The 18,003-nt window shown below is 42.4% G+C and carries 13 protein-coding genes; 10 read left to right on the forward strand and 3 right to left on the reverse strand.

Going from position 1 to position 18,003, the window contains the following annotated elements:
• The first annotated feature begins 89 nt into the window (after positions 1–89).
• Positions 90–737 (forward strand): DUF2975 domain-containing protein, encoded by a 648-nt coding sequence (locus IEX80_RS12120; RefSeq protein ID WP_188833044.1) that lies wholly within the window; start codon positions 90–92, stop codon positions 735–737.
• A gap of 3 nt (positions 738–740) precedes the next feature.
• Positions 741–941 (forward strand): helix-turn-helix domain-containing protein, encoded by a 201-nt coding sequence (locus IEX80_RS12125; protein ID WP_090531574.1) that lies wholly within the window; start codon positions 741–743, stop codon positions 939–941.
• A 276-nt stretch (positions 942–1,217) separates the two neighbouring features.
• Here IEX80_RS12125 and IEX80_RS12130 read toward each other — a convergent pair whose 3' ends face one another.
• The gene (locus tag IEX80_RS12130; protein ID WP_188833045.1) at positions 1,218–3,461 is read right to left on the reverse strand and encodes a sodium-translocating pyrophosphatase; all 2,244 of its coding nucleotides are present in this window, start codon (positions 3,459–3,461) and stop codon (positions 1,218–1,220) included.
• A gap of 155 nt (positions 3,462–3,616) precedes the next feature.
• Here IEX80_RS12130 and IEX80_RS12135 point away from each other — a divergent pair, with 155 nt between their 5' ends.
• The 3 genes from IEX80_RS12135 (at position 3,617) to IEX80_RS12145 (ending at position 6,922) form a co-directional block, all read left to right on the forward strand.
• Positions 3,617–5,053 (forward strand): APC family permease, encoded by a 1,437-nt coding sequence (locus IEX80_RS12135; RefSeq protein ID WP_090523263.1) that lies wholly within the window; start codon positions 3,617–3,619, stop codon positions 5,051–5,053.
• Positions 5,031–6,437, forward strand: coding sequence for a D-alanyl-D-alanine carboxypeptidase/D-alanyl-D-alanine endopeptidase (gene dacB / locus IEX80_RS12140; RefSeq protein ID WP_188833046.1), 1,407 nt, complete (start codon positions 5,031–5,033; stop codon positions 6,435–6,437). Before IEX80_RS12135 ends, dacB begins: the two co-directional genes overlap by 23 nt.
• 89 nt (positions 6,438–6,526) lie before the next feature.
• The gene (locus IEX80_RS12145; RefSeq protein ID WP_176623192.1) at positions 6,527–6,922 is read left to right on the forward strand and encodes a hypothetical protein; all 396 of its coding nucleotides are present in this window, start codon (positions 6,527–6,529) and stop codon (positions 6,920–6,922) included.
• An 80-nt stretch (positions 6,923–7,002) separates the two neighbouring features.
• Here the strand turns inward: IEX80_RS12145 and IEX80_RS12150 are convergent, their stop codons facing one another.
• Complete coding sequence (locus tag IEX80_RS12150; RefSeq protein WP_090523277.1) at positions 7,003–8,046, reverse strand: response regulator; 1,044 nt, start codon at positions 8,044–8,046, stop codon at positions 7,003–7,005.
• Positions 8,043–9,230, reverse strand: coding sequence for a PAS domain-containing sensor histidine kinase (locus tag IEX80_RS12155; RefSeq protein WP_090523281.1), 1,188 nt, complete (start codon positions 9,228–9,230; stop codon positions 8,043–8,045). Before IEX80_RS12155 ends, IEX80_RS12150 begins: the two co-directional genes overlap by 4 nt.
• Positions 9,231–9,416: 186 nt before the next feature.
• Here IEX80_RS12155 and IEX80_RS12160 point away from each other — a divergent pair, with 186 nt between their 5' ends.
• From IEX80_RS12160 to IEX80_RS12180, 5 genes are all read left to right on the forward strand, one after another.
• On the forward strand, positions 9,417–10,658 hold the full coding sequence (locus tag IEX80_RS12160) for a YdcF family protein (RefSeq protein WP_188833047.1): 1,242 nt from the start codon (positions 9,417–9,419) through the stop codon (positions 10,656–10,658).
• Positions 10,659–10,729: 71 nt separating this feature from the next.
• Entirely contained in the window at positions 10,730–11,608 is an 879-nt protein-coding gene (locus IEX80_RS12165; protein ID WP_188833048.1) for a hypothetical protein, read from the forward strand.
• Positions 11,609–11,986: 378 nt separating this feature from the next.
• Positions 11,987–15,259, forward strand: a complete 3,273-nt coding sequence (locus IEX80_RS12170) for a SusC/RagA family TonB-linked outer membrane protein (protein WP_188833049.1) — start codon at positions 11,987–11,989, stop codon at positions 15,257–15,259.
• 24 nt (positions 15,260–15,283) lie between these two features.
• On the forward strand, positions 15,284–16,813 hold the full coding sequence (locus tag IEX80_RS12175; protein ID WP_188833050.1) for a RagB/SusD family nutrient uptake outer membrane protein: 1,530 nt from the start codon (positions 15,284–15,286) through the stop codon (positions 16,811–16,813).
• Positions 16,814–17,060: 247 nt separating this feature from the next.
• The gene (locus tag IEX80_RS12180; protein ID WP_188833051.1) at positions 17,061–18,002 is read left to right on the forward strand and encodes a helix-turn-helix domain-containing protein; all 942 of its coding nucleotides are present in this window, start codon (positions 17,061–17,063) and stop codon (positions 18,000–18,002) included.
• Position 18,003 lies beyond the last annotated feature (1 nt).

Consider the following 18,003-nt stretch of genomic DNA (forward strand, 5'->3'; position numbering starts at 1 on the left):
ATCGCATAAAATTTATTGTAAAACAATGAATTTATTTTGTTATTTAATAAATATTGTTTTTATTTGAATTGAATTAATATTGTAGTGTAATGAAAAAGGTACGTGCCCTGCAAATACTTGTTTATATAGTGTTTGGTTTGTTTGTTTTTCAGAATATGGCTGCCGATTTCTGGCAGGGGTTTAAGGATGGATACAATGATGGAATAGGTACAATAGATGGCGCTAAAAGATACGGTCCAACATTGCAAGCCACTATTGACGGAAGCTTCATTTCGCAAAAAAATGGGGGCGAAATGAAGATAGGTGAAAACTATACTTTAAAGAATATAATTATAAACAGTGATATAGTAGTTAATAATGATAATATATCTGTAAGCTGGCCATTAAACGCGATTGAAACTGGGCTGATACTTATTACAACTCTGATAGTAATAAGAATAGCCTATCTTATTAATAAGGTTATTGTAAATATTGTAGAGGGTACTTTATTTGAGCAGCGATGTATTAGGCTGATCAAAAGCACAGGGATGCTGTTATTGCTGTTTACATTGACTGATTATATAGGGCAGCAGGTATCCTATCAGGTGTTAATAGCTAAATTGCATGTGCCGCTAAAAATCATCAATACATCGGCGTTTAATTTTGGCACGCTGGTATTTGCTATCTTGATATTTATCCTGGCCGAAGCATTTAAGCAAGGGGCGAGGCTTAAAGAGGAGCAAGCTTTAACTATTTAAGTCATGCCGATAATAGTAAATCTTGATGTGATGATGGCAAAACGAAAAATGTCATTAAATGAACTGAGCGACAGGGTAGGGATCACCATATCAAACCTTTCTATCCTAAAAACAGGCAAGGCGAAAGCCATCCGTTTTGAAACACTCGAAGCCATATGTAAGGCGCTTGACTGCCAGCCGGGGGATATTCTGGAATACAGGTGAAAGGTGAAAGGTGAAAGGTGAAAGGTGAAAGGTGAAAGGTGAAAGGTGAAAGGTGAAAGGTGAAAGGTGAAAGGTGAAAGGTGAAAGGTGAAAGGTGAAAGGTGAAAGGTGAAAGGTGAAAGGGATTATGTTAAATAGAGGTTCTCAAATCTCGTCTATGTTCTCCGCGGCCCGTTCTTATTAATAAACCGATAATCCGGCAAATCGTATAAATTCTGGTTCAGACAAAAAAAGCCGCCCTCAACAGGCGGCTCTCTTTATTAACTATAAAAACTATTAAACGCTTTTTTCTACTTTAACAACCATATGGATGCTCATAGGTTGTTTGTTCATTTCTTTTTGGATTCTTGCGCTGGTTGCAGCCGGATGGCTGTTCAGGTGCGGGGCAATAACCAGTGAAACTATCGACATTAACTTAATAAGGATGTTCATGGATGGGCCTGAAGTATCTTTAAACGGATCACCTACAGTATCACCTGTTACTGATGCTTTGTGCGGTTCTGATTTTTTGTAGAAGATCTCGCCATTGATATCACAGCCTTTTTCAAATGATTTTTTGGCGTTGTCCCATGCACCACCTGCATTGCTTTGGAAAATCCCCATCAATACACCCGATACGGTAACACCGGCCAGCAAGCCGCCTAACACTTCGGGGCCAAAGGCAAAACCGATGATAATAGGGGTGATCAGTGCGATTAAACCAGGGGCAACCATTTCGCGGATCGACGCTTTGGTGGAGATAGCCACACATTTTTCGTATTCTGGTTTACCCTCGTAAGTCATGATACCCGGAATTTCGCGGAACTGGCGCCTAACTTCTTCTACCATGGCCATAGCCGCCCTGCCCACCGCCGCAATAGCTAAAGCAGAAAAAATGAACGGAATCATTCCGCCAACAAACAGACCTGCCAGTACGTTGGCCTTATAAATATCAATATGTTCAATACCTGCAACACCCACAAAAGCCGCAAATAAAGCCAGTGAAGTTAATGCTGCCGAAGCAATAGCAAAACCTTTACCGGTAGCGGCCGTAGTGTTGCCAACAGCATCCAGGTTGTCGGTACGGTGACGAACCTCTTCGGGCAGGCGGCTCATTTCGGCAATACCCCCGGCATTATCCGCAATTGGCCCAAAAGCATCTATCGCCAGTTGCATGGCCGTTGTTGCCATCATACCGGCAGCGGCAATAGCTACACCATATAAACCGGCAAAATAATATGACCCATAAATACCCGATGCCAAAACAAGAATAGGCAACACGGTTGATTCCATGCCTACAGATAAACCACCAATAATATTGGTAGCGTGACCGGTTGACGACTGCCTGATAATGCTCAATACCGGTCGTTTACCCATGGCGGTGTAGTACTCGGTTATAATCGACATTAAAGTACCTACTACCAGGCCAACCAATATCGATCCAAAAACACCGTTTTTTGTAAAAGGTATCACGTCAGTTTTTACCACCCCGTTAACTTCATCACGCACCATGTGAAATTCGCCCGAAGGCAACATCCATTGTACAACAAAATATGTAGCTATAGCAGTTAGTATAATTGATGCCCAGTTACCTATGTTCAATGCTTTTTGCACACTGTCGGTTTCAGATTTGATTTTCACCATAGCCGCGCCCACTATCGAAAATATCAAGCCAAGGCCGGCAATTACCATTGGCAGCAATACGGGGGCAATACCACCAAAATTATCGTGCGATACAATCTCGCGTCCCAATACCATGGTAGCAAGCATGGTGGCTACATACGAGCCAAAAAGGTCGGCACCCATACCGGCAACATCGCCTACGTTATCACCTACGTTATCTGCAATGGTGGCCGGGTTGCGCACGTCATCCTCGGGGATACCGGCTTCAACTTTACCAACAAGGTCGGCACCTACGTCGGCCGCTTTTGTGTAAATGCCGCCGCCAACACGGGCAAACAGAGCTATGGATTCTGCACCTAATGAAAAACCGGCTAAAACGTCAAGCGCTTTTGCCATGGCTTCGCCGTTAACACTGCTGCCTGCTACTTTAACAACATAAAACTGATAAAAAACAATAAAAAGCGATCCTAAACCAATAATGGCCAAACCGGCAACGCCTAAGCCCATTACTGTTCCGCCGGTGAATGATACTTTTAATGCCTGTGCCAAACTGGTGCGTGCAGCCTGTGTAGTACGTACGTTAGCTTTGGTAGCAATACGCATCCCCAGATAACCTGCAAAGGCAGATAGAAACGCGCCTATCAGAAATGATATGGCAATAACAGGACTTGAAGTGGTAACCGTTGTGCCCGACCATGCCAGCAAAATACCGGCAACCACAACAAAGCCGCCTAATATTTTCCATTCGGCACGTAAAAAGGCCATAGCGCCATCGGCAATGTAACCGGCGAGTGTGGCCATGTCGCCGTCACCGGCGTTTTGTTTGGTAACCCAGGCGGCTTTAATAGCCATAACAAGGATCCCGATAAGCCCCAAAACAGGAATTAAATAAATTAAATAATTGTTCAGAAAATCCATATCACAAATTTGGTTTAATAAAGTAGTACTGCTTGGTTTAACAGTGTGTAATAACAATTGGTGATTGCAAAATAGTAATTTTATTTATTTACTATAGTGATCGTTAATATTAAAGTTTTTTGAATAGTTTAGAGATTTAAACCCTAAAACAATATATGGCGAAAAACTCATCGCAACCAAAAATGAAACATGAGCTTAGCTTGCTGGACGGTACCATGCTGGTATCAGGATCCATGATAGGCTCAGGTATTTTTATTGTTAGTGCAGATATTACCCGTAACGTAGGCTCGGCAGGCTGGCTGATAGCTATCTGGGTTATCACCGGTTTCATGACCCTTACCGCGGCCCTTAGCTACGGCGAATTGAGCGGTATGTTTCCCAAAGCTGGCGGCCAATATGTTTATTTAAAAGAGGCTTACAACAAGCTCATCGCTTTTTTATATGGTTGGAGCTTTTTTGCAGTGATCCAAACAGGTACTATTGCGGCGGTAGGGGTGGCCTTTAGTAAGTTTGCTGCTTATTTGATTCATCCGCTTAGCGAGGAGAACATTCTTTTTCAACTCGGTTTCTTAAAGATCAGCGCCGCTCAGTTGATGTCAATTTTCATCATTGTATTACTTACTTATATTAATACCAAAGGAGTAAAAAGTGGCAAACTTATCCAAACCACATTCACACTTACCAAGCTTTTAAGTTTGTTTGGTTTGATCATATTTGGTTTTGTAGCGCTAAAGCCTGAAATATGGCATGCCAACTGGAGTAACGCCTGGGATATTCATAACCTTAAAGCGGATAATACAACTGTTAGTCTTACCCTTGCTGCTGCCATGGGTGCTATTGCAGCTTCGATGGTAGGTTCGATATTCAGTAGTGATGCATGGAATAGCGTAACCTTTATAGCAGGTGAAATGAAAAACCCTAAAAGGGATGTTGCCCTAAGTCTTGGTTTAGGGACTTTAATAGTAACTATCATTTACGTATCAGCTAACGTTGCTTATACTGGCGTGCTATCTATGCATGATATCGCAACTGCCGATAAAGACCGTGTTGCTGTAGCTGCATCGCATATCATATTTGGTAATCTCGGTACTTATATCATTGCAATAATGATCATGATATCAACTTTTGGCTGCAATAACGGCCTGATACTTTCGGGTGCAAGGGTTTATTACACTATGGCAAAAGATGGGTTATTCTTTAAACAAACAGGTGAATTAAATAAATCTGGCGTGCCCGAGTTTGGTTTATGGATTCAGGCCGTGGTAGCTTCGATACTTTGCCTAAGCGGCCGTTACGGTGATTTGTTGGATATGATATCCTTTGTAGTGGTTATTTTTTATGTTCTTACCATCTTCGGCATTTATATTCTGCGGAGAAAACATCCAAATGCTGAGCGCCCTTATAAAGCATTGGGATACCCAATTTTGCCTGCCATATACATTATTATGGGACTGATATTTTGTGTATTGTTGATCATTTACAAACCGCAGTTTACCTGGCCGGGCTTAATTATTGTATTGATTGGTGTGCCCATATATTATATTTCGCAACGGAACGTTAAAAAACAGGATGAGGCGCTTACTGGTAATTAGTTTTTTATTTATAGGAGAGTCTGTTGCGGCGCAAACGCTTCAGCAAAAAATATCAAATGCTTTTGGGAGGTTGCAGGCGGATAGCCAGTGCAATTATGCTTCAGTATCATTAACCGTACTTGATGCCAAAACCGGGGAACAGGTGTTTGGCGGTAACCCTAACATGGGTTTGGCTACCGCCTCAACGCTTAAAACCATTACCAGTATTACGGCTTTTAATATTTTAGGTCCCGATTTTCAATATCAAACGCAATTGGGTTATACCGGTGAGATTGGGGCCGATGGCACCCTGACCGGCGATATCGTCATTAAAGGTGCCGGCGACCCAACCCTGGGCAGCTGGCGTTATGAGCAAACCAAAGAGGGGCATGTATTGGCCCTTATGGCCGACGCCTTGCGAAAGGCCGGGATCAAAAAAGTTAACGGCCGCATCATTGGCGATGACAGCATCTTCGGTACACAATCCATCCCCGAAGGCTGGATCTGGCAGGACATCGGTAACTATTACGGAGCCGGTACATCGGGTCTTTGCTGGCGCGAAAATCAATTTGATATAAAGCTGCGTACGGGTGCGGTTGGTAACCCGGTTGGCATATCACGTACTGTTCCGCTGATGCCATACCTTGCATTTAAAAGCGAGTTGACAAATGGTTCTGCCGGCTCAGGCGATAATGCTTATGCTTTTTTACCGGTTGGCAGTAAAGTAATATATCTGCGCGGAACTTATGCTGTTGATCAGGAGAAAAAAAGTATTTCGGCCGCTGTCCCTGATGCTGCTTATGATGCTGCGTTGCGGCTCAATGATACGCTGAGGAGTTTAGGTATCATTATCGGTAATGAGCCGGAGTCAGCCAATACTTTGAGCGCTAAAAACCTGCCATTGCCTGTAAATGCTAAAAATCTGGCAACTATATCATCACCAACTTTAAGCAAAATAATTTACTGGCTTAACCAGAAAAGTATTAACCTGTACGCCGAGCAGTTACTCAAAACCATAGCCTGGAAACAGGGACGCAAGCCTACAACGGCAAATGGTGTGGATGAGGTACAAAAGTTTTGGGCGGCCAAAGGTATAGATACCCGCAGCATGAATATTTACGACGGCAGCGGCCTTTCGCCCGGTGACAGGGTAACTACGTTAACGCTGGCCCGCATCCTGCAATCGGCAAAGAAGGAAAGCTGGTTTGCTGATTTTTATACAAGTCTGCCGGTTTATAATGATATGAAAATGAAAAGCGGCAGCATCAATAATGTGTTGTGTTATGCCGGTTATCAAACCAAAAACGGCCGAGAGCTTTGTTTTTCTATCATGGTTAATAATTTCAGCGGCCCGAACAGGAGTATAAAGGAGAAAATGTTTAGGGTGTTGGATGAATTGAAATAGGTCCCTGCCCCCTGAGAGGATTTTTATATCAACTTTTATTCTATTGGTAAACACCTTAACTTTATTGGAACCGTAATATCGAACTGATAATGAAAAGTTATAAACTTATTTTCCTTGCAGCACTGTCATTTGCGGCCTGCAAAAGCGAAACCAGCTCAAATGATGATGTCCAATCCATCAAATTTAAGTTCACCGAGCTTGGCCGCGAAACACAGTTCAGGATCACCTGCGATAAGTTTGATTATTACTTCCCCGAAGGGAAAGAAAAAAACTTTAATAAAAAGCCGGGCGTTGATAGTGTAATGCAATTGCTAACCGGTATGAAAATGGTGAGTGACGGTACAGAACCGGACGTGCGCGGGAAGATCTATATTACACACACTACCAAAACCGTTGATACCGTATGCGTTGGCGCTAAAGTACTCAGCTACAAAGGTACAACTTATGAAACGCCACAGGAGCTGTTGGTGTTGATACAAAAATAGGTTGCACAGGGGTGCAAATGGTTTGTTGTAATCAAGTCATTGCTCAGTGAATGAGCAGGATCATCTAAAAATAGCAGCGGTCAGTTTTTCATTTTGGCCAGCCGTTCGGGCGAAAGCACGGTGATCTGGCTCCCTTTTTTATCGATTAGGTTTTCATCTTTAAAATCGGTAAGGGTACGGCTCACAGTTTCAGTTGCCACACCGGCCATAGCAGCAAGGTCTTCCCGCGAAATTTTGAAATCCCCACCCTGCTGTTTATGCAGTCGCACCAGGGTATCGGCCATCCTTTTTCGTACTGAGTTATACGCAAGCTGCAATAATTGCTCTTCCCTGTCGCGGATATGATTAGAAAGCAGTTTGATAAACTCACGCGCAATATCTGGGTATAAATTGAGCAGGTTGTCCAATTGATCTTTCGGGATCAGGCACAGCTGGCTATCCTCCAGGGTGGTTGCTGTATCTGTGTAAGCCTCGTTCGAGAGCATGGCATTTACCCCAAGGTATTCCTCGGCAGAGTGGATGGCGGTCATCAACTCACGGCCATCGTTTGCCAGTTTAACGGTTTTAACTCTGCCTTTCAATATCAGGTACAAGCCATTCCCCTTATCACCATCGTAATAAATTACCTGGTCTTTTTTAAACAGGCGTACCTTGCGTTCGCTAATAATACGTTTAAGTTCGGTGAGACCGCTATTCTTCGATACAATTGAGTTTAGGTTTTCGAGCGATTGACTATAAAAGCTTTGCTGGGCAGTTTTTTTCCTGAGCCTGCTTTCAATGGCGTTTAGCAGTTCAATATCATCAAAAGGCTTGGTTAAGTAATCATCGGCACCCATTTCCATGCCTTTGCGTTGGTCAATCCGTTCGGCCTTTGCGGTTAAAAATATAAAAGGTATGGCGGCGGTTTCGGGATTTTTATTCAGCATAAATAAAACGCCATAACCATCAAGCTCGGGCATCATGATATCGCAAAGTATTACATCTGGCAGGTTGTTAACGGCCAGTTCAATACCGGTTTTACCATTATCGGCTTCAAATACCGTGTAACCGGCCAACCCCAGTATTTCTACCACGTTTTCGCGGATATCGTTGTTATCTTCGATGATCAGGATTTTTTGGTTCATGATGCGGAAAATGAAATGGTGAATGAAGTACCCTCGTTTACGTTACTTTGAAAATCAACCCTGCCGTTCATAAGGGCAGTGTACCGGGCCACAATATTAAGGCCTAAACCGGTACCCGCGATATTGCCTGTATTGTGCGCTCTGAAAAATGCCTCAAATAAATGCTTCTGGTCGCTTTCGGGAATGCCTATGCCATTATCTTTTACAGTAATGGAACAGCCGGAAGCATTTATTTCAGTACTAAATTCAATAAAGCTGTCTTCGCCCGAATATTTGATGGCGTTTGTGATGAGGTTGATGATGCAGTTTTTGAGCAGGTTAATATCGAGGTAAACCATACTATCTGTACCTGTATGCTGATAAAGGATATTTTGGTTTTGCTTGGCCATAATCTGCATTTCTTCAGTTAGCTCTTCGGCCAGCTTAACCAGGTCAAACCTGGTGTATGATGGTTCAATACGGCCGGCTTCCAGTTTTTCGAGCGAGAGAAAATCATTCAGAATGGTAGTGAGGTTGCCAACGGCATTTTTGATTTTATTAACATGCTTGCTAATCTGCAGGCTGTGCAAAGGCTCGGCATATTTATCAATAAGCGAGGCCGATAATTGAACAGCGCTTAGTGGCGTACGAAACTCATGCGATGCCATGGAAACAAAACGGCTTTTCAATTGTCCCAGTTCTTTCTCTTTTTCGAGGGACTGGCTCACTTCTTCTTTGGCTTTTTGCAGTTCGAGAACAAATTGTTTTAAGGAGAGCGTGCGTTCCTCTACCACTTCCTCCAGGTGTGATGTGTATTCCTTTAGCTTGTCCTCTGCTTCCTTCTCACGGCTAAGGTCGTGTATAAAACCGGCATATATTTTACGCCCCGAAAAATTTACGTCACTAACCCCAAGTCTGAACGGGAATTGGGTGCCGTCTTTACGCAAGCCTGTTACTTCACGACCTATACCAATGATATGTGGTTTACCGGTAGTTTGATATCGATTGATATAATGATCATGTTCCTGCCGGTATGGCTGGGGCATCAGTATCGATACATTTTTGCCGATAACTTCATGAGGCTCATATTGAAATAACCTGCAGGCCGAAGGATTGATAGATTCGACAATCCCCCGTTCATCGATAGTAATAATGCCATCGATAGCATTTTCAATAATGGCTTTTAATAAGGCAGTATTTTCCATAGATGAAGGTTGAAAGATTTATCAGCTTTTGCAAATATCAAATTTGATATGGATTTTTTACGCCTAAAGATGGTATATCTTAATTAAAATTGAAATTAGGCCTGTTTTGTAAGAGGAAAGTTACCGGTAGTTAACTTTGAGTTTATCTGCTTAGACGTTATTTGCGGCTTGTTAAAAAGCAGCTTAATGAAAAGACTCCTGCTACTAACCATGCTTGGATTAGGCGGTATAAGTGCCTTCGCGCAAACCCAGGCCCCTGTTAAAAATGGCCCGACAGATTATATAAAGATTAAAAACTACGGCCTGCTGACTTTACTTGAGCAGGATGCCGAAGTAAGCACTTTACTTAAAAACGATCCTGAACTGGCACAGCTCACTCAGAAAAAGCTAAGCGCCCTTAGCACTTCCCTCACTGATTGTAAAGACGCGGCGTGCTTAGTAACTGCGGCAAAACTAACTGATGATGACATCAAAACCGTAAGCGACCGGCTTGCAGCACTATATAAAACAGGTAACGCGCTTAACAGGATGGTTAAATCGAAACTGATCCCATCGGGTCTTTACAGCTTGTATAAAAAGCTATCGCCCGAGCAATTGCTTATAAAAGCATGGGAGCAGGACGCAGGTAGCATCAATTACACTATTGGCGTTTATGCTGAAGGCAAAAAGCCTAATTATCCGCAGATAGACTCTATCAGCTACAATATTAAATCGAGAGCATATTTTACGCTAATGTATGATGCTTCTGCTACATTGTTAGGTGATATTAAAGGAACAAAGCTGTTTTTTGAACCCGCTATGCAGGCAGCCCTGCTCTATCTGCAGATCAACGAAAGGCAGGACCCTGCCAATTACGAGCCAATGGAGCTAAACGCAAACAAAGCTGCCGTAACCCGTATCAAAACCATTAAATGGGCCGATTATCCTTATTCAAATATTCTTGTACCTGGCGCTGGTCCGGATAATTTGACATCGCCATTGAGCGGGGAGGGGATGCTGCGTTGCAGGCTGGCGGTACAGGAATATAAGGCGGGCAAAGCCCCGTTTATCATTGTATCGGGCGGCAATGTGCATCCATATAAAACAAAATATAATGAAGCCGGGGAAATGAAGGTTTATTTAATGAAAACCCTTCATATTCCTGAAAATGTGATCATCATTGAACCTCATGCACGTCATACTACAACAAATATGCGTAACAGTGCCAGGCTCATTTATAAATATGGCATCCCTGCCAATAAGCCCGGTATTGTGGTAACCGATAAATCACAAGCCGATTTTATTATGAATATGGATGCTCGCTGCCAAAAGGAACTGAACTATGTGCCTTACAAACTGGCCAAGCGTAACTCCGAGACCGAAGTTGAATATTACCCGGTAGAAGAAGCCAAACAAATTGATCCTGACGAACCACTTGACCCCCGTTAGGAGCTGAAGGCAGAACGCGAAAAGCTTAAAGTTATCGCCTGATCACTAATGTAATTACTTTATTTAAACTTATGCAAAAGCTTACTTTAACTATAATAGCTGTTGTTTTAGGTGTTGTCAGCATCACCACCGGTACGATTGATCATAAACTTAACCGTGCCATAACAATCGACTCGTTGGGCGCCTGCCAGGGCATTTCATACCAAGACGGTCGCATATTTTTATATGGTGACAGGGAAGTTGGAATGATCCGGGAGTTTAAGCTGGAAAATGACAGCCTGGTATATCTGCATAAGGAATATAAGCTAACCCAAAACGGGCAGGATATTATTAACCACCCTACCGGTATAGCTTATAACAATGATAAGGGCCCGACATTTATAGGTAATTCCATCCGCCTTAATGCAGCGGGCAGCCAGTGGAGGGCAGTAATTTATAATGTGAACTGGAAGGGCCTGCTTAAAACCGGTACGCTTGATGGTAATTTAATTAATACCATTGAGGATGATGCCTGTATCCAGGGCACCCGTCCGGAATATGTAAAATATAATAATAAGTGGTATGTAGCCACTGCAGATTATGGTGATCACGGCAACGAAGTGCGTTTATACGACCCAGAAAAACTGGCCAAAGCCAAAAGCACGAAGGAACCCGGCGTGCTTTACAAAAAATTTACATGTACACCCTGGGTACAAAATCTGTTTTGGAAAGCTGATAAAGGCATTTTAATGCTGATCCAGAATAAGCTTGAGGGCAGGCAATGGCGGTTTACTTATGTTGATCTTAAAAAATCAATTGAAGCCGGTAAACAGGTGGTGCTAAGTCAGGTTGATGGTATTGACAGGGACGATGAGCTGGAAGGTTTTTCCTTGCTCGGTGGTGGGGAGAAAGGGATAGCCGTAACCTCACCACCGAAAAATAACGTGAATTTTACCACTACTTCATGGTAGTATTAAACAACTGGCTAAAGTAAAAAATCCTGCAAAGAGGCAGGTATTTTTCTATTTTTTGTTTAATGTAAATTTAACACTAAGGTATCCTTTGGTTAAGATAGCAGGTTTAGCTTTGCTGTCATTATTACAATATTAACAACTCTGTATTAATATTATTTAATGATAACGCAATAATAATTATTAAATTATTAATTTTTTGCTCACGTCTTTAAAAATATCGCCTATGTAACATAACTTCAACTTAACATCGGGCCCGGCGATAAAACTAAGAACCGGTGAATGCGCTAACACTCACCTGGTCCGGGATAATTGTCAAATAACTCAAAAGCGGTCCAAGGCTTTAAGTCATTTCTTTCAACAATCAATTTTAAAAATATGAATAAAAAGATTAATCCAAATCTTTTGAGCGGGTTTTTTTTAATTCCTGTATTGTTTTTACTGGTTTTGCTAAAACCTTTTATCTCAAACGCTTCGGCAAAAAATATTATATATAACGTAAACCAAATCACCGGTATTGTTACCGACGAAACTAATCTTCCGTTACCCGGCGTATCAGTTCGGATCAAAGGGACTGATAAAGGTACTGCAACTAACACAAATGGTAAATATACCATTTCGGCCGATGAAGGCGCCGTGCTGGTTTTTAACTTTATTGGTTATGAGCAGCAGGAAATAACTGTTGGCGGTTCATCAACCATTAACGTTAAGATGAAACCAAAATCAAACATGCTTAACGAGGTGGTGGCCATCGGTTATCAGTCTATTCGTAAAAGTGATGTTACCGGTTCTATTTCCAGCGTTAAAGCCAGTGATCTTAATCTTTCTGCACCTTCATTGGGGCAGGCCCTTGCTGGTAAGGTATCAGGTGTACAAGTATCCCAAACCAGCGGTGCACCATATACAAGCACTAAAATCAGGGTAAGGGGCGTTGGCTCATTCAACGCCAGCTCTGATCCCCTATATGTAATTGATGGTTACCCGGCCGGTAATGATATCTTCATTAACCCTGATGACATCGAAAGCATCGATATTTTGAAAGATGCTGCATCTGCCGCTATCTACGGTTCACGCGCATCTGGCGGTGTGGTATTGATCACTACTAAAAAAGGTAAAGAAGGTAAAGGCCGTTTTGAGTATGACGTGCAAACAGGCGTTGACCAACTTGCCCACAAAGTGAAACTGCTTGACGCAGATCAGGCAGCCCTGTTGGTTATCGACGGTCGTAACAACGCTTATCATGACCTTTGGATAAACTCAGGCCATACCTGGAACGACGCCATGTATTCTGATAACAACGCAACCCGCGTTACTAACGTTGGTAACTCGGGCAGTGTAAGTATTCCTAATGGCTTATATGATTTTGCTTCGCAAACCCCTATTAAACAAACAGTACATACCGATTGGCAGGATGAGTTATACCGCAACACATTTTTTCAAAAACACACTTTGTCGTTTTCAGGTGCTTCAAATGGTGTTCGTTATTATGTAAGCGGTGCATACCAAAATCAACCGGGTATTATTTTAAATACAGGCCAGCAACGTTATAACTTCCGTACCAATATCGATGGTGATGTAAGCAAACGTATTCACATTGGCGCAAACATATCTTACACTCAAAATACCAACCAGGAAACACAGGAAGGCCGTTTTGACCATAGCCCAATTTTAGGGGCTTTGATCTATATGCCTTATCTGCCTGCTTATAATGCTGATGGCTCATACCAAACCAACGTTGAAGCAGCAGGTTCATCTCAATATGGCTACCAAAGTATTGAAAACCCGCTTGCCCTTGCCGATCGTATTAAAATAACCCGAAAAGGTTATCGCAGCACTTATAATGCAAATGTTACTTATAACATTTTACCTGGTCTTAACTTCAAAACCAATTTGGGTACGCAGGCTTATACTGAAAAATACGATTATTACTATCCAACTACTTTAAGCTCGGGTGCTAACCCTCCGGGATCGTCGCAGGCTATCAACGCGGCCAACGCGCAGGCGTCGTATCTGCTCAATGTTGACAGGCTGGCCGAGTTTACCTTAAACTATACCAAACAATTTGGCAAACATCATTTTGATGCTTTGGCCGGTTACACTGCTCAAAAAACTACAAGCGATTACACGAGTGTAAAAGCAAACGGTTTCCAAAGTGATTACGTGCCCGAAATTTCAGGCAAAGGTGCAGATGCGGCTTTCTTTAGCTTAAACTCAGCTTCTAAAAGTACTTACACTTTATTATCATATCTTGGTCGTGCAAATTATAATTACGCCGGTAAATATTTCTTAACCGCATCATTCCGTGCGGATGGTTCATCACGTTTTGGTTTAACAAACAGGTATGGCTATTTCCCGTCGGTAGCCGCCGGGTGGAATTTATCTGATGAGTCATTCTACCACAATTTCCTTGGCGATCAGTCAACAGTTAAGATCCGTGCAAGCTGGGGTAAAAGCGGTAACTTCAATATCCCTAACTATGCTATCACCCAAACATTGGCCAGTCCCGTTGGCGCGGTGTTAAACGGTGGTATTGCAACTGCTACATATCCTGGTGGTTTAAAGGATCCAAAATTAAGCTGGGAAACTACATCGCAGTATAACTTTGGTACCGATATCGGTTTATTTAACGGCCGTTTACAGATCATTGCCAACTATTATTTAAGTTATTCATATAACCTGTTGTATAACCAGCCAATTTCGGCAATATCCGGCAGTACCACTATCTTAACTAACCTGCGCGATTCAAAGATCCGTAACACCGGTTTTGACTTGCAGTTAGATGGCAAGATAGTTAACACTAAAGATTTCACCTTGGGTGCAAGCGGCAACATCTCATTAAACCGCAACAAAGTAGTTAAACTGCCTGCTCAAAACACCCTGATCATCAACGGTGCCGAGCGTTCGTACCTTACCAGCATAACTACCCAGGGCCAGCCTATCGGTATGTTCTATGGTTTCCAGGTTGGTGGCATAATCAATGCCTCTAACGTAGGTAAAACTGCTCCGTCTGCTTCACAAACTAACCCGGCCAAAATCGGCGACCTTTGGTTTGTAGATACCAATAAAGATGGTATTGTCAACGACGCTGATAAAACCATAATCGGTTCGCCATATGCTAAATTTACTTACGGTTTTGCCCTTAACAGTACTTACAAACGCTTTGACTTTGGTGCGTCATTCAATGGTTCATATGGTAACAAGATCCTTGACGGACAGGATTACTATTTGTACAACGGCGAAGGTTCCGGTAACCAATACGCTAATGTTGCACAACGTTACCGTAATGAAGCTGAACCGGGAGATGGTTCATTTTACCGCGCTTCACGTGCCGGTACACAAAGTAACAGCACCCGTTTATCAACTTTCTACCTGCAAAGCGGCTCATATCTGCGTTGTACCAACCTTACCTTAGGTTACACACTGCCTAATTTTTTACAGCAAACTTTAGGTTTAAGCAAAGCACGCGTTTTTGCCAGTGTTGTGAATGCCTTCACAATCACCAAGTACAAAGGTTATAACCCTGATGTGGATTATAACTATTCAGGCGCTGCGTCAAACAATACCCAGCCTGCCAACCTTGCACCAGGTATCGATTATGGTACATACCCGCTGGTTAGGTCATACAACTTAGGTGTTAATGTTACTTTTTAATGAATTTTTTAAAGAGATATAGAGATGAATAAAAAATTTGTAGCTATTGCCTGCCTTACGGCGGCTGTGGCGATAAGCCCGTCTTGTAAAAAAGACTTTTTAAATCAGAGTGACCCCAACGCTATAACGGTTGATGCGAGTTATAAAACCCCTAACGATGTGTTGTTAGCAGTAAACGGCATCTACCAATCATTACGCAGCGGTAACAACGTTGGCGAAAGTAGCGACTTATGGACAGATCAGCGCTCGGACGATACCGGTACGCAGGATAACCAGTCAAACGCAGGCGAACCATTCCAGTTCGGTAACTTTTCAATACTTCCGAGTAATACCTACTTGAAATCTCACTGGGTATCATTATATGGTACAGTTACCAGGGCCAACGTGGTATTATCGCATATTGATGCTGTGCCATTCCCCGATAACAGAGTAAAGTTGCAATATATTGCAGAAGCTAAATTTTTACGTGCGTTTACCTATTTTGAATTAGTACGCCTTTGGGGTGATGTGCCATTGGTTACCAAACAATTGGGTTATGCTGATTTGCCTGCAGCTACTTTTCGCGAAAAACAAGCTGTGGTTTATCAGCAAATAGTGGCCGACTTGCTCGATGTTATCAATAACAGCCCGCTACCTAACCTGCAGGCTTCTACAGGCAGAACTTCAAAAGCCGCTGCTAATTTCTTGTTAGGGCAGGTGTATCTTACTATGGCAACTACTCAGGATCAGGCAAACCGCACAACTAATTTAACCAACGCTAAAACATATTTAACGAATGCTTACAACATGCGTACTTTCGGTACATTGAGTACCATTCCTTATACTGATGTTTTTGACGTAGCCAAGAAAACCACATGTCCTGAACTGATCTTCCAGATCGCGAACATCCAGGGAGATATTAATTATAGTTCGGCAATAGCCGGCAACTTTCAGGCTAAAGGCGAAACTATAAATTCCAGGGTTAAATCTTCAGGTGCGGGTTATAATGTTACCCACGATTTGATTAATGAGTATGAAGCAAATGACCCACGTATGGCTTTCTCGGTAAAATTCGCAAACGATCCAACTGTAAAAGATTGGTTTGTAACCAAATTCAGAGATAACAGTGATAAAGCAACCGACAAAGGTTACGGTGGTAACGACTGGATCTTGATGCGTTTTGCTGATGTAATGCTTTCATTGGCTGAAGTTGACAATTACCTTGGCGATCAGGCTGCAGCTATCAATTTGCTTGACCAGGTGCGTGTACGTGCAGGTATGCCAACTTACGCGGTATCAATAACTAACAGTGATTATGCTACAAGGTACCCAACCCTTAAATTGGCTATTTTGCACGAGCGCCGCGTAGAGCTTGCATTTGAGCATCACCGCTGGTATGACCTGTTGCGTACCTTTAACGATGCTGAACTGGTAGCTTATTTCCACGCCAAAAAGCAAACTGATTTTGGTTTGGCTTCATTAGCAAACTTCACTACTAAAGATCGTTATTACCCGATTCCGTTTGATGAGTACAAGCTTGATCCTGTTAAGATGTACCAAAACCCGGGTTATTAATACCGGTGTTAAATAAAAAGAAGCCGCCTCGTAAGTCAATTATGAGGCGGTTTCTTTTTATTATCTGTTAGTGGTATTTATTAAATTCAAATAACATTTCTGTTATGTATTAAGTTTGTTTTGCCTCCGGAAAATATAAAGTGTTGATCTACTGAAAACTTTTGTTTGGGTTTTGTAAGAACTGATTTACCTGAAGCAAATAGTGATGTAGTTATCATTAAGTTTGTGTAGATCATTAAAGCAAAAGGTGAAAACAGTAACAGTAGAGGATTTTTATAAAAACGCCGCCGAGCGTACCAACAGCACGGTGGGAGACCTGCTTCCGGCTGATATCAATAACCAGATAGGGCATTTTAATGTATTCAACCTTAGCGATATCATTGCTAAAATAAAGAAGGATCCTACCCATGTGCCTTACAATCGCAGGTTATATTATAAAATAAACCTGGTGAGGGGCCGAAACATAGCTGAATACGCAGATAAAGTAATCAATATTGAAAAAAATGCGCTGGTATTTGGCACCCCAAAAATCCCTTACAGTTGGAAACCACAGGATCTGGACCAGTCTGGCTATTTCTGTATTTTTACCGATGACTTTTTAGTGAAATCAAAAAGCGGTGTGGTGCTGGATTCACTTCCTATTTTCAGTCCCGGAGGCTGTCCTGTATTTATGCTCACCGACGAACAGGCCGATGAGATCGCGTTCATCTTTAAAAAAATGCAGCAGGAAATAGCATCCGGCTATCTGTACAAATATGACCTGCTCAGGAACTATGTGCTGGAGCTAATTCATTATGGTCAGAAACTGCAACCGCTTACCAATTACAGTAATATTCATAATGCATCGGCAAGGGTATCATCCCTGTTTATTGAATTGCTTGAGAGGCAGTTTCCAATAGCATCACCCGATCAAAGGGTTATCCTGCGTACTGCGAAGGACTATGCCGACAGGCTCGCTGTTCATAGTAACCATCTCAATAAGGTATTAAAAGAAAGCACTGGAAAAACAACCACCGAACATATAGCCAACAGGCTCATCCAGGAGGCCCGCATCCTGCTTAAACAAACCGACTGGAATATTTCGGAAATAGCCTATAGCCTGGGCTTCGAGCAGTTGTCACATTTTTCAAACTTCTTTAAAAAGCAAACATCGTTATCGCCGGCTGAAGTACGGAATTTTGTTGGGTGAG

The organism is Mucilaginibacter rubeus, from assembly GCF_014643835.1.
Classification (GTDB): Bacteria; Bacteroidota; Bacteroidia; order Sphingobacteriales; family Sphingobacteriaceae; genus Mucilaginibacter; species Mucilaginibacter rubeus.

What these genes read in the sequence shown, in the direction of transcription:
- IEX80_RS12120 (WP_188833044.1), top strand. Translation starts at nt 90, where the DNA reads ATGAAAAAGGTACGTGCCCTGCAAATACTTGTTTATATAGTGTTTGGT.
- IEX80_RS12125 (WP_090531574.1), top strand. Translation starts at nt 741, where the DNA reads ATGCCGATAATAGTAAATCTTGATGTGATGATGGCAAAACGAAAAATG.
- IEX80_RS12130 (WP_188833045.1), bottom strand. Translation starts at nt 3,461, where the DNA reads ATGGATTTTCTGAACAATTATTTAATTTATTTAATTCCTGTTTTGGGG.
- IEX80_RS12135 (WP_090523263.1), top strand. Translation starts at nt 3,617, where the DNA reads ATGGCGAAAAACTCATCGCAACCAAAAATGAAACATGAGCTTAGCTTG.
- dacB (WP_188833046.1), top strand. Translation starts at nt 5,031, where the DNA reads ATGAGGCGCTTACTGGTAATTAGTTTTTTATTTATAGGAGAGTCTGTT.
- IEX80_RS12145 (WP_176623192.1), top strand. Translation starts at nt 6,527, where the DNA reads ATGAAAAGTTATAAACTTATTTTCCTTGCAGCACTGTCATTTGCGGCC.
- IEX80_RS12150 (WP_090523277.1), bottom strand. Translation starts at nt 8,046, where the DNA reads ATGAACCAAAAAATCCTGATCATCGAAGATAACAACGATATCCGCGAA.
- IEX80_RS12155 (WP_090523281.1), bottom strand. Translation starts at nt 9,230, where the DNA reads ATGGAAAATACTGCCTTATTAAAAGCCATTATTGAAAATGCTATCGAT.
- IEX80_RS12160 (WP_188833047.1), top strand. Translation starts at nt 9,417, where the DNA reads ATGAAAAGACTCCTGCTACTAACCATGCTTGGATTAGGCGGTATAAGT.
- IEX80_RS12165 (WP_188833048.1), top strand. Translation starts at nt 10,730, where the DNA reads ATGCAAAAGCTTACTTTAACTATAATAGCTGTTGTTTTAGGTGTTGTC.
- IEX80_RS12170 (WP_188833049.1), top strand. Translation starts at nt 11,987, where the DNA reads ATGAATAAAAAGATTAATCCAAATCTTTTGAGCGGGTTTTTTTTAATT.
- IEX80_RS12175 (WP_188833050.1), top strand. Translation starts at nt 15,284, where the DNA reads ATGAATAAAAAATTTGTAGCTATTGCCTGCCTTACGGCGGCTGTGGCG.